At 68.7% G+C, this 12,501-nt stretch carries 9 protein-coding genes and 2 riboswitches; of the genes, 1 reads left to right on the top strand and 8 read right to left on the bottom strand.

Annotation, left to right across the window (positions count from 1 at the left end; all coding sequences use genetic code 11):
* Positions 1-69: 69 nt before the first annotated feature.
* The 5 genes from X946_RS23950 to X946_RS23930 form a co-directional block, all read right to left on the bottom strand.
* Positions 70-1,134, bottom strand: a complete 1,065-nt coding sequence (locus X946_RS23950) for an ADP-heptose--LPS heptosyltransferase (protein WP_038752998.1) — start codon at positions 1,132-1,134, stop codon at positions 70-72.
* A gap of 31 nt (positions 1,135-1,165) precedes the next feature.
* A complete protein-coding gene (locus X946_RS23945) occupies positions 1,166-2,869 on the bottom strand; it encodes a thiamine pyrophosphate-binding protein (RefSeq protein WP_038752977.1) in 1,704 nt (567 codons plus the stop codon).
* Between the two features lie 95 nt (positions 2,870-2,964).
* Positions 2,965-3,663 (bottom strand): endonuclease/exonuclease/phosphatase family protein, encoded by a 699-nt coding sequence (locus X946_RS23940; protein ID WP_161788692.1) that lies wholly within the window; start codon positions 3,661-3,663, stop codon positions 2,965-2,967.
* Between the two features lie 452 nt (positions 3,664-4,115).
* Positions 4,116-5,504 carry an L-serine ammonia-lyase gene (locus tag X946_RS23935; RefSeq protein ID WP_038752973.1) on the bottom strand — a complete coding sequence of 463 codons (1,389 nt, stop codon included), beginning with the start codon at positions 5,502-5,504 and terminating at the stop codon, positions 4,116-4,118.
* 33 nt (positions 5,505-5,537) lie between these two features.
* On the bottom strand, positions 5,538-6,656 hold the full coding sequence (locus X946_RS23930) for an alginate lyase family protein (protein WP_038752971.1): 1,119 nt from the start codon (positions 6,654-6,656) through the stop codon (positions 5,538-5,540).
* Positions 6,657-6,691: 35 nt separating this feature from the next.
* Here X946_RS23930 and X946_RS36745 point away from each other — a divergent pair, with 35 nt between their 5' ends.
* Positions 6,692-6,817 (top strand): ubiquinol-cytochrome C reductase, encoded by a 126-nt coding sequence (locus tag X946_RS36745; protein WP_081989990.1) that lies wholly within the window; start codon positions 6,692-6,694, stop codon positions 6,815-6,817.
* On the opposite strand, the gene gcvP is transcribed toward X946_RS36745, so the two are convergent.
* The 3 genes from gcvP to gcvT all read right to left on the bottom strand — a co-directional run bounded on the left by gcvP (position 6,808) and on the right by gcvT (position 11,817).
* On the bottom strand, positions 6,808-9,735 hold the full coding sequence (gene gcvP, locus X946_RS23920; protein ID WP_038752967.1) for an aminomethyl-transferring glycine dehydrogenase: 2,928 nt from the start codon (positions 9,733-9,735) through the stop codon (positions 6,808-6,810). The genes X946_RS36745 and gcvP overlap by 10 nt on opposite strands.
* A 500-nt stretch (positions 9,736-10,235) precedes the next feature.
* On the bottom strand, positions 10,236-10,616 hold the full coding sequence (gene gcvH, locus X946_RS23915; protein ID WP_038752965.1) for a glycine cleavage system protein GcvH: 381 nt from the start codon (positions 10,614-10,616) through the stop codon (positions 10,236-10,238).
* Positions 10,617-10,698: 82 nt separating this feature from the next.
* A complete protein-coding gene (gene gcvT / locus X946_RS23910) occupies positions 10,699-11,817 on the bottom strand; it encodes a glycine cleavage system aminomethyltransferase GcvT (protein WP_038752962.1) in 1,119 nt (372 codons plus the stop codon).
* A 96-nt stretch (positions 11,818-11,913) separates the two neighbouring features.
* A riboswitch (glycine riboswitch) is annotated at positions 11,914-12,050 on the bottom strand.
* Positions 12,051-12,085: 35 nt separating this feature from the next.
* Positions 12,086-12,195: riboswitch (glycine riboswitch) on the bottom strand.
* Positions 12,196-12,501: the final 306 nt, after the last annotated feature.

Here is a 12,501-nt window from a genome sequence, read left to right as displayed (position 1 = left end):
TTCGGCGCGATGCGGCGTGCGATGCGATGTGCGATGCGGCGTGCGATGGCGATCGGCTTTCCGCCGCGCTCACTCCCGCGCCGGCGGCCACGCGAGCGTATCCCAATCGATGCGCCGATACGCGGCGTCGACAAGCGCGATATCGTCGACGGCATCGCTTTTGTGGCGATTGCGCAACATCTCGGGCACATCAAGCCCGATCGCCGTGCAAAAAGGATAATCGCGCACCCGCAGCTCGGGCGCGATGCTCGAAAAGCACGCGAGCGTCGGCACGTCGAAGCCGGCCGCGATATGCACGGCCGACGTGTCTGCGCACATCACGACGCTCGCCTGCGCGACCCAGCCGATGAAGTGCGCGGTATCGCCGGAGTGGACGCTCACATCGACGTAGTCCGGATGATCGATCGGCTCGAAGCCGAGCACGGGCAGCCGGTAGATTCGCGCAAGCCGGTCGACGAGCGCCGCGCGCCGCGCGGGCGGAATGCTGCGCAGCGGCGTGCTGGCCTGCGGGCAGAAGAGCGCGTAGCGCCGGCCGCGCCATTCGGGCGGCGGCTCCGGAAGCGTCAGCCGGGCGAGCCAATGATTGCGCTTCGCATCGGCGGCGATCGATTCGGGCGGCACGCCGAGCGACGCGAGGAAGAAGTCGATCATCGGCCGCGTCGCGAACGCGGGCCAGTACAGGTGATTGCCGAGATCGATCCGCGTGTCGCTTTCCGGCAGCGCGGCCGCGGGCCAGGGCAGCGTGCGGATCGGCGCGATCGCGTCGGCCGCGAGCCGATACAGCGCGTCGACGTACGCGGGCGCATGCGCGGGCCGGTACAGCACGAAGCGCACGTGCGGATGGCGCGCCCGGATCGCCGCGAGCGCGGTCAGGCCGATCACCGAGTCGCCGAGCGCGACGCCCATCCCATTGATCACGTGAACGGTCGACAACGTCGCGTAATCGAGCGCGAACGGACGGCTTGCCGCATGCAACAGCCCGATGCGGCTCGCCGCGCCGGCGTAGCCGCGCGCGTCGGCGCCCGTGCATTCGAGATCGTAGGGCGCGACGAGCCGGCCGTCCGGCGACAGCAGCGTGCCGGGGTAGGTGAGCGCGTCGGCGGGCGGCAGCGCGGGGGCTGCGTGCGTCGTCATCGTCGCGAGCGCGGGCCTGCCGGATGCGCCGTCACGCGCGGCGCGCGCGCAGGCCTTGCTCGCGCACCTGCTCGAGCGTCGCGGCGGGCGTGCATGCATCCTTTGGCACGCGGATCTCGATCAGCGCGGGCAGGCCGCTCGCGAGCGCGCGATCGAGCGCAGGCAGGAAATCGGCGGTGCGCTCGACCGTCTCGCCATGCGCGCCGAACGCGCGCGCGTACGCGGCGAAATCCGGATTCGTCAGCCCCGTGCCGTGCACGCGCGCCGGATAGTTGCGCTCCTGATGCATGCGGATCGTGCCGAAATGGCCGTTGTTCACGACAAGCACGATGATCGCGAGACCATACTGCATCGCGGTCGCGAGCTCGTTGCCGGCCATCATGAAGCAGCCGTCGCCCGCGAGCGCGACGACCGTGCGCTGCGGATACAGCGACTTCGCCGCGAGCGCGGCCGGCACGCCGTAGCCCATCGCGCCGCTTGTCGGCGCGAGCTGCGAACGGAAGTGACGGTACGCGAAATGGCGATGCAGCCAGGCCGCGTAATTGCCCGCGCCGTTCGTGACGATCGCGTCGTGCGGCAGCCGCTCGCGCAATTGCAGCATCACGTCGCCGAGCTGCACGTCGCCCGGCATCGGCTTCGGCGTGCGCCAGTCGAGATACGCGCGATGCGCGTCGGCCGCGCTCTGCGCCCACGCGGGCGAGGCCGGCGGCTCGAGCGAGGCGAGCTGCGAGGCGATCTCGGGCATCCCCGACGCGATCGGCAGATCGGCCGCGTAGACGCGCCCGAGCTCGTCCGCGCCCTGATGCACGTGAATGAGCACTTGCTTCGGTTTCGGAATGTCGATCAGCGTGTAGCCGCCCGTCGTCGCCTCGCCGAGGCGCGGGCCGAGCGCGAACAGCAGGTCCGCTTCCTGGATGCGGCGCGCGAGTGCGGGATTCACGCCGAGGCCGACGTCGCCCGCGTACTGCGGATGCTCGTTGTCGAACGTGTCCTGGTAGCGGAACGCGCACGCGATCGGCAACCGCCAGCGCTCGACGAACGTGCGCAGATCCGCGCATGCGTCGGGCGTCCAGCCGCTGCCGCCCGCGATCACGAGCGGCCGCTCGGCGCGTGCGAGCCGCTCGCGCAGCTCGGCCATCTGCGCGACGGACGGCGCGGCGGCGATGCGCTTCGCCGCGGGCGCGACGGGCTGCGCGGCGCAGGGCTCGGACAGCACGTCCTCAGGCAGCGCGAGCACGACCGGGCCTGGCCGGCCCGACATCGCGACGTGAAACGCGTGGCTCAGGTATTCGGGGATGCGGCGCGGATCGTCGATCTGCGCGACCCATTTCGCGAGCTGGCCGAACATCCGCCGATAGTCGATTTCCTGGAACGCCTCGCGATCGAGATGCTCGCGCGCGCACTGGCCGATGAAGAGGATCATCGGCGTCGAATCCTGGAATGCGGTGTGCACGCCGATCGACGCGTGCGTCGCGCCGGGGCCGCGCGTGACGAACGCGACGCCGGGCCGGCCGGTCAGCTTGCCGAGCGCCTCCGCCATGTTCGCGGCGGCGGCCTCGTGGCGGCAGACGACGGTCTGGATGCGTTCGGTTTCGTCGGCGAAGGAATCGAGGACGGCGAGAAAGCTCTCGCCGGGAACGCAGAACACGCGCTCGACGTGATTCGCGAGCAGGGCGTCGACGAGCAGGCGTGCGCCGGTGGCGGCGCGCTGCCCGAGGTCCGGGGAAATCGGCATATAAGACGGGCTCCCTTCGTGGCGGGACGTACAGCTTACGCCGGAAGGGAAGGTGGCGGAAGGCGCGCCATTACCGATGGCGCGCCCGGTGGCGATTACCAGCGGAACGACTGCGGGTAGTGATCCGATGCGCCGACCAATTGAGTTCCGGCCTGAAAAAAGGTGAATCCAGGCGCGTTGGTGATCGCATAGTCGAGAATGCCGCCGCCTTGTTGCGTCGCGCGGTTGCTGCTCACGACGGCGCCTTGCGGCGGTGGAACGAATCCCGCCGCATTGGGCGGCGCATTGAAGTCACCGACGCATGCCCAGGTTCCGCCGCGCTGACTGATCTGTCCGATCTGCGCATTGTTCCACGTGCAGACATTGGCCAGCGTGACGTTGCGGGATACCGGCGGGCTGTGAATCGAATAAATCGTGATGGCGTTACGCGTTTGGGGATCGGTGACCGTGCACCACGGCATCGCGCGCGGGCTGTTCGGATTGAAGCCCGCGGCGGCGGGCATCAGGATATGGCGCGCGCTCGGGGCGATGTTGCTGAGCACGGCGAGGCCGAGCCGGTCTTGCGGCGCTTCCCAGTACACGCATTCCATGAAGCCCGCGCCGGCTCTGAAGTTACCCGTGTAGCCGATGATCGCGCCGTCGTTGCCGATGATCGGCGCCCTTTCCTCCAGCAACGTCGCGAAGTTCGTCCCGCATTCCTGCAGGCACAGTACGTTTGCGCGGGTTTGTTGCAGTACCTGGTTCAAATAGACGGCATTGGTTGCGCCCAGCATGTTCCACGTAGCGATGATCATTTTTTCTCCTTTGAGCGACATGGGGAGCCGGAGACGAGCACGGCCGCGGCGGCGAACGGCGGGCGACGCGGCCGCTCGGACGGTAGTCCCGCCGATCAAGATATCGATTGGCGGGCGGGCGCGATACTGACAGGAATGGTAGGCGCGCGGCGGCGTCGACACGCTGCGCGCTGGTCGCGCCCTGGTCGGCATTGCGCGCTCGCGAGCTGGTGCCACGGGCGGCAGGCGGTTTTTTTGTCGTTAGGGTGTTGCTTGAGGGAGGGGAGAGATCCGAGCGCTGCTTGCGGCAAGAGCGAGATACGCCGAGTACCGGTTGTGGACGCGTAAAAATGCCGTAAGCGCGCGCCGCTTCGCCGCACGTGAGCCGGCAATGCGCCGCGCGAGTTGCGTGGCCGCATGGCCGCGAGCGCGGCGCGAAGAAAACCGGGAGGCGGCGTTCGGCCGCCCCCGCATCAGCACTCGACGATATTCACCGCCAGCCCGCCGCGCGACGTTTCCTTGTACTTCGTCTTCATGTCCGCGCCCGTCTCGCGCATCGTCTTGATCACGGAGTCGAGCGACACGTAGTGCGTGCCGTCGCCGCGCAGCGCCATGCGCGCGGCGTTGACGGCCTTCACCGACGCCATCGCGTTGCGCTCGATGCACGGAATCTGCACCATCCCGCCGACCGGATCGCAGGTGAGGCCGAGGTTGTGCTCCATGCCGATTTCGGCCGCGTTCTCGACCTGTTGCGGCGTGCCGCCCAGCACGGCCGCGAGCGCGCCCGCCGCCATCGAGCACGCGACGCCGACTTCGCCCTGGCAGCCGACTTCGGCGCCCGAGATCGACGCGTTGAGCTTGTACAGGATGCCGATCGCCGCCGCCGTCATCAGGAAGTCGATCACGCCTTGCTCGTTCGCGCCCGGCGTGAAGCGCGTGTAGTAATGGAGGACGGCCGGGATGATGCCCGCCGCGCCGTTGGTGGGCGCGGTGACGACGCGCCCGCCCGCCGCGTTCTCTTCGTTGACCGCGATCGCGTACAGGTTGATCCAGTCGATCATCGACAGCGGGTCCTGCAACGCGCGTTCCGGATTGTCCGTCAGCGCGCGATGGAGCTGCGGCGCGCGGCGCTTGACCTGGAACGGGCCGGGCAGGTTGCCGTCGGCGTCCGGGTTGTCGATGCCGCAGCCGCGCGCGACGCAAGATTGCATCACGTCCCAGATCTTCAGCAGGCCCGCGCGCGTCTCCTCCTCGGTGTGCCACGCGCGCTCGTTCTCCCACATCAACTGCGCGATCGACTTGCCGGTCGAATCGGTGAGCGCGAGCAGCTCGGCGCTCGTGCGAAACGGATGCGCCATCTGCTCGACGGCGGCGAGCACCTTCGTGTTCGGCGCGCCCGCGGTGACGACGAAGCCGCCGCCCACGGACAGATACGTCGTCTCGCGCAGCACCGCGCCCGTCGCGTCGATCGCGCGCAGCTTCATCGCGTTCGGATGCTCGGGCAGCGCCTGCCGGTAGAACGCGATGTGCTCCTTCGGCACGAACGGCACCGGATGCGCGCCGAGCAGCGCGAGCGACTTCGAATCGCGCACGGCGTCGAGCCGTGCGGCGATCGTCGACGGATCGACGGTGTCGGGCGCATCGCCCATCAGGCCGAGCATCACGCCGCGATCGGTGCCGTGGCCCTTGCCCGTCGCGCCGAGCGAGCCGTACAGCTCGACTTTCACGCTCGCGGTCGCGGCGAGCAGCGCGTCGCGCTCGAGCCCTTGCGCGAACATCAGCGCGGCCCGCATCGGACCGACCGTATGCGAGCTCGACGGGCCGATACCGATTTTGAAAAGATCGAACACGCTGACTGCCATTTCGTTTCCTGAATTGCTGGATGTATTGGGGGATCACCGCGCCGGCAGCGGCAGGCACGCGGCCAGCCACGCCGGCGGCATCGGCGAGAGTTGCTGGGCGATGCCCGCGTAGCGGCCGTCGAGGCGCGCGGCGAGGTGGAACAGCTCGGTTGCGTTCTTCGGCTCCCACATGCCCGAATAGCCGGGCAGGCCTGCCTCGCGGCGCTTCGCGTCGAACGGCACCGGCGAGTGGACGAATTCTTCGTGCGTCTTCTCGCCGCGCGCGTACGGCGCGAGCCAGTCGAGCGCGGCGGCGAGCGTCGCGCCGTTCGGCGCGCGCTCGCGCAGCCAGTTGCGGTTGAAGCGCCGCGCCGCGAGCGCCGCCGTCACGAGCGGCTGCAGATCGTAGACCGCGTAATGCAGCGCGTCGCGCTCGAGAAAATCGTACGTCGTGCCGTCCGGCTCGATGTTGTCGGCGAGATGCTCGACGAACAGGCGCTGCGCGGCGTTCATCATCCTACGGTCGCCGAGCGTGAACGCGGCGAGCGCGATCAGCTTGATCCGGTGGCTTTGCCAGTTGTTGCGCCACGTGCCCTTGAGCGGGCGCTTCTGCGCGTCGATCTGCTGCACGTAGCCGTTGCCGAGCGACGCGATGAACGCGGCCGTCGCGTTGCGCGTTTTCACGGGCAGCACGCTCGCGGTCATGTCGTACGCGAGGATCAGGCTCTCGAAGCGCGTCTCGTCGATCGGATTGAAGCTTGGGCGGTAAGTGTTCACCCACGCCGACAGAAAGCGGTCGACGAGCGCCAGATAGCGGCTCTGGTTCGTCACGCGCCACGCGAGCGCCGCGTTGCGCATCAGCTCCATGTCGTTGAGCGCCTCGGCGCTCTGGTCGTAGATGCCTTCGTGCGGCAGCGTGCCTTCGGTGTGCACGCGCGGCAGCGCCTTCGGCTCGTCGTTCAGATGCGCGTCGACGCTCTTGATGAGCGCCTGCACGCCCGGTTCGGCGTGCGTCGCTTCGCTGCTCTGCAGCGCCGGTGCGGCGCAGAAATTCATCGCCGCTCGCGCGGGGCCGGCCGCCGTCAGCGCGGCGGTGGCGAGAAGCGCCGGCGCGAGCGCGCTCAAGCGCCGCCGCATCGCCTGCGCGCGGCCCGGAAACGTCTGACGCACCATGCAGAACTCCTTTGTTGGCTGGATCGCGGTGTGAGATGTTAGCCGGACTTGCGGGCGAATGCGAACGCGCGCGCCGTCCGCAACGACGGATTGCGGACGGCGCGTCGCCGTTGAAAGGAGCGCGGCGCGGCGAGCGGGCCGCGCCGGCGCATCATGCGTAATCCGATACCGGAACGCAGGAGCAGAACAGATTGCGGTCGCCATATGCGTTGTCCGCGCGGCCGACGGGCGGCCAGTACTTGTTCGTGCCGAGCGACGCGACCGGGTACGCGGCCTGCTCGCGCGAGTACGCGTGCGGCCATTCGTTCGCGGTGACGACGGCCGCCGTGTGCGGTGCGTGACGCAGCGGGTTGTCCTCGCGATCGGCGCGGCCTTCCTCGACCGCGCGGATTTCGTCGCGGATCGCGACCATCGCGGCGATGAAGCGGTCGAGCTCCTCCTGCGATTCCGATTCGGTCGGCTCGACCATCAGCGTGCCCGGCACCGGGAAGCTCATCGTCGGCGCGTGGAAGCCGTAGTCCATCAGGCGCTTCGCGACGTCGTCGACGGTGATGCCGCTCGAATCCTTGATCGGACGCAGGTCGAGAATGCATTCGTGCGCAACCAGCCCGCCCGGGCCCGAATACAGCACCGGGTAGTGCGGCGCGAGGCGCTTCGCGATGTAGTTCGCGTTGAGGATCGCGGTTTCGGTGGCGGCGGTCAGGTTCTTCGCGCCCATCATCGCGATGTACATCCACGAGATCGGCAGGATCGACGCCGAGCCGTACGGCGCGGCCGACACCGCGCCGATGCCTTCCTCGCCGCGCGCGTAGCCGGTCGAGCGCTGGTTCGGCAGGAACTTCGCGAGGTGCGCGCCGACCGCGACCGGGCCGACGCCGGGGCCGCCGCCGCCGTGCGGGATGCAGAAGGTCTTGTGCAGGTTCAGGTGCGACACGTCGCCGCCGAACTGGCCCGGCGCGGTCAGGCCGACCATCGCGTTCATGTTCGCGCCGTCGACGTACACCTGGCCGCCGTGCGCGTGCACGATCTCGCAGATCTCGCGCACGTTCTGCTCGAACACGCCGTGCGTCGACGGATACGTGATCATGATCGCCGCGAGGTCCTTCGAGTGCTGCTCGGCCTTCGCCTTGAGATCCTCGATGTCGACGTTGCCCTGCGCGTCGCACGCGACCACCACCACCTTCATGCCGGCCATGTGCGCGGACGCCGGGTTCGTGCCGTGCGCGGACGCCGGAATCAGGCAGATGTCGCGATGGCTCTCGCCGCGCGATTCGTGATACGCGTGGATGATCAAGAGGCCCGCGTACTCGCCCTGCGAGCCCGCGTTCGGCTGCAGCGACACGGCCGCGTAGCCCGTCGCCGCGACGAGCATCTGTTCGAGCTGGTCGATCATCTCGCGGTAGCCGACGGTCTGCTCGGCCGGCGCGAACGGGTGAATCCGGCCGAATTCGGGCCACGTGACGGGCAGCATTTCCGACGTCGCGTTCAGCTTCATCGTGCACGAGCCGAGCGGGATCATCGAGCGGTCGAGCGCGAGATCCTTGTCCGACAGGCTGCGCAGGTAGCGCAGCATTTCCGTTTCCGAATGATGGCGGTTGAACACGTGGTGCGTCAGATACGCGCTCGTGCGCTCGAGGCCGGCCGGCAGCGCGGGCACGGCGGGCAGCGCGGCGTCGAGCGAGTCGACGTCGGGCGCCGTCGCGCCCGCCGCCTGCGCGAAGATCGCGAGCAGATCGGCGAGATCGGCGCGCGTCGTCGTTTCGTCGACCGATACGCCGACTTGCGTGTCGCTCGCGCGGCGCAGGTTGATGCGCTTCGCTTTCGCGAGCTCGTGGATCTGCGCGGCGCGCGCGCCCGCGTCGATCGTCAGCGTGTCGAAGAACGTGTCGTTGACGCTCGCGTAGCCGATCTGCTTGACGCCCGCGGCGAGGAGCGCGGCGATGCGGTTCACGCGCAGCGCGATCGTCTTCAGGCCGCGCGGGCCGTGATAGACCGCGTACATGCTCGCCATGATCGCGAGGAGCGCCTGCGCGGTGCAGACGTTCGACGTCGCCTTCTCGCGGCGGATGTGCTGTTCGCGGGTTTGCAGCGCGAGGCGCAGCGCGGGCTTGCCCTGCGCGTCGACGGTCACGCCGACGAGGCGCCCCGGCATTTGCCGCTTGAATTCGTCGCGCACCGCCATGTACGCGGCGTGCGGGCCGCCGAAGCCCATCGGCACGCCGAAGCGCTGCGTGTTGCCCACCGCGACGTCCGCGCCCCATTCGCCGGGCGGCGTGAGCACGGTGAGCGAGAGGATGTCGGCCGCGACGACGACGTGGCCGCCCGCCGCATGGATCGCGGCGGCGAGCGCGCGGTAGTCGCGCACGTCGCCGTTCGCGCCCGGATACTGGAGCAGCACGCCGAACGCGTTCGCGCCGGCGGCGTCGGCGGCCGGGCCCGTCTTCACGTCGATGCCGACCGGCTTCGCGCGCGTCCTGATCACTTCGAGCGTTTGCGGCAGCACGTCGTCGGCGACATAGAACACGTTCGACTTCGGCTTGCCGACGCGCTGCAGCAGCGTCATCGCCTCGGCGGCGGCCGTCGCCTCGTCGAGCAGCGACGCGTTCGAGATCGCGAGGCCCGTCAGGTCGGCGACCATCTGCTGGAAGTTCAGGAGCGCCTCGAGGCGGCCCTGTGAGATTTCGGGCTGGTACGGCGTGTACGCGGTGTACCACGCCGGGTTTTCGAGCACGTTGCGCAGGATGACGGCGGGTGTGTGCGAGTCGTAATAGCCTTGGCCGATGTACGAGCGGAACACCTGGTTCTTGTCCGCGAGTTCGCGCAGTGCGGCGAGCGCTTCCGCCTCGCTCAGCGGCTGTGCGAACGGGCCGAGCGGCAGCGCGTCGCGGCGGCGGATCGGCGCGGGAATCACGGCGTCGATCAGCGCTGCGCGCGTTGCGAAGCCGAGCGTGTCGAGCATCGCGCGCTGGCTGGCGTCGTCGGGGCCGATGTGGCGTTCGGCGAACGCGTCGTGCGTTTCGAGCGCGGCGAGCGAGAGGGGCGTGCGGTTCATCAGGTGATCCGGGTGTTCGAGCTTCATGGCGTTCCTGTGTCGACCAGAGTTAGCGCTTCAGCGCTTACTCTGGTCCCATGCTTTGCGGTCGACCAGAGTTAGCGCTTCAGCGCTTGCTCTGGTCCCATGCTTTGCGGTCGACCAGAGTTGGCGCTTTAGCGCTTGCTCGGGTCCCATGCTTTGCGGTCGACCGGAGTTAGCGCTTCAGCGCTTGCTCGGGTCCCATGCTTTGCGGTCGACTCGAGTTGGCGTTTTAGCGCTTGCTCAGGTCGCATGCTTTGCGATCGACTCGAGTTGGCGTTTCAGCGCTTGCTCGGGTTCCATGCTTTGCGGTTGACCGAAGTTGGCGCTTTAACGCTTGCTCAGGTCCCACGCTGTGCGATCGACCGGAGTCAGCGCTTCAGCGCCCACCCCGGCCCCATGCTTTGCCATCGACCAGAGTCAGCGCCTTAACGCTCACCCTGGTCCCATGCGTGGCGCGGCCCGTGCTGCCGCCCGCCGCGCCGCGCGGTTCGTGAGTGGGCGCGTTAGCCGACCAGCTTCTCGTAGGCAGCGGCGTCGATCAGCTTGTCGGTCGACGCGCCCGCTTCGAGCTTGATCTTGAAGAGCCAGCTCGCGTACGCGTCGCCGTTGACCTCGTCGGGCGTGTCGACGATCGCCGTGTTCACTTCGACCACCTCGCCCGACACCGGCGTGTAGATGTCGGACGCCGCCTTCACCGATTCGACGACGCCGATGGCGTCGCCCGCCTTCACGGTCTTGCCGACTTCGGGCAGCTCGAGGAAGACGATGTCGCCGAGCGTTTCCTGCGCGTGGTCGGTGATGCCGACCGTCAGCGTGCCGTCCGCTTCGGTGCGGACCCACTCGTGTTCTTCCGTGTACTTCAGATCGGCCGGAATGTTGCTCATCGGATGCTCCTGAGATTGATTGCTTGCAAGCGTTTGAATGTGAGGCGCGGTTCGCGCGCGCGGGCGCGCCGGTTGCTTCGCGTCAGACCGCGAGCACCTTGCCGTTGCGCACGAACGGCAGTTTTACCACGCGCGCGGGGAGATTCTTGTCGCGGATCTGCACGTGGACCGTGTCGCCGGCCGCGACGCCCTTCGGCACGCGTGCGAGCGCGATCGATTCCTGCATCGTCGGCGAGAACGTGCCGCTCGTGATCTCGCCTTCGCCGTGCGGGGTCACGACTTTCTGATGCGCGCGCAGCACGCCGCCCGCGCGGCCGTTCTCCTTTTGCAGGATGAGGCCGACGAACGCGGCGCGCGAGCCGTTCGCTTCGAGCGCGTCGCGGCCGACGAACGCGCGCGGCGCGGCGAGATCGACCGTCCACGCGAGGCCGGCGTCGAGCGGCGACACTGTCTCGTCCATGTCCTGGCCGTACAGGTTCATGCCGGCCTCGAGGCGCAGCGTGTCGCGCGCGCCGAGCCCGCACGGGCGCACGCCGCGCTCGGCGAGCGCGTTCCACAGCGCTTCGACATGGGGCGCCGGGACGATGATCTCGAAGCCGTCCTCGCCCGTGTAGCCGGTGCGCGCGACGGTGAGGTCGCCGAACGGCGTGCCCGCGACCTGCGCGGCGTTGAAGGGCTTGAGCTCGCTCGTCGCCGCGCGCGCGGCGGGGATCGTGTCCCACACCTTCGCACGCGCGTTCGGGCCCTGCGCGGCGACGATCGCGAAGTCGCGGCGCGGCGCGATCGCGAGGCCGAAGCCGCCTTGCTCGTTGAGCTGGTTGAACCACGCGACGTCCTTGTCGGCGGTGCCGGCGTTGACGACGACGCGGAAGAAATCCTCGGTGAAGTAGTAGACGATCAGATCGTCGATGACGCCGCCTTGGGGGTTCAGCAGGCACGAGTAGAGCGCCTTGCCGGGCGTTTGCAGCTTCGCGACGTTGTTCGCGAGCGCGTGCTCGAAGAACGCGCGCACGCGCGGGCCCGTGAAATCGACCACGCACATGTGCGACACGTCGAACATCCCGGCGTCGGTGCGCACGGCCTGATGCTCCTCGATCTGCGAGCCGTAGTTGACGGGCATGTCCCAGCCGCCGAAGTCGACCATGCGGGCGTTGAGGGCGCGATGCGCGGCGTGCAGCGGGGTGATTTTGAGAACGGTCATCGGGGTCCCAGGCAAGGCGGCCGGGCGGCGGCCCGGGCGCGAAAACAAAACGGCAACTTGGCGAACCGCTGGCGCGTGAAGCCGCCTGCGATGCGTGCATGCCCCTCTGTCCTCGATACCTGAGAGATTGCGCGACGGACTCGATCCGCTTCGCGCGCGCCCCTTCGGTGGGCAGCCTGCTCGTGCGGCGCGTTGCGCGCACGCGGCTACTGCCGCTCTCCAGAGTGCGAAAAACGATGTCCGGCGCATGTCGTCGCCAGACGGATTTTTCGACGCGGCCGGTCCTTTTGCCTGAGAGTTTGCGGGTGTGCCCCTTCGGCGGCGCGGCTTGCCTTTCAATCAACGAACGGCGGCCGCGCGCTCTCCCGACGCGTGCGGGCGAATGTACGCGAGCGCGAATGGGTTGTCAATTTGGGCAAATAACTGTCGTTTGAAGACAAGCGAAGGCGGCATGCCGGCGGCGGTGGCGGCGTGGATTGCCGGCCCCGAAACGGCGGCGTGTTGGGTGAGCGGTGAGCGGTGAGCGGTGAGCGGTCAGCGGTGAGCGGTCAGCGGTGAGCGGTCAGCGGTGAGCGGTGAGCGGTGAGCGGTCAGCGGTCAGCGGTCAGCGGTCAGCGGTCAGCGGTCAGCGGTCAGCGGTCAGCGGTCAGCGGTCAGCGGTCAGCGGTCAGCGGTCAGCGGTCA

The organism is Burkholderia sp. ABCPW 111, from assembly GCF_000773065.1.
Taxonomy (GTDB): domain Bacteria; phylum Pseudomonadota; class Gammaproteobacteria; order Burkholderiales; family Burkholderiaceae; genus Burkholderia; species Burkholderia savannae.
This window is presented reverse-complemented; position numbering and strand designations above follow the sequence as displayed.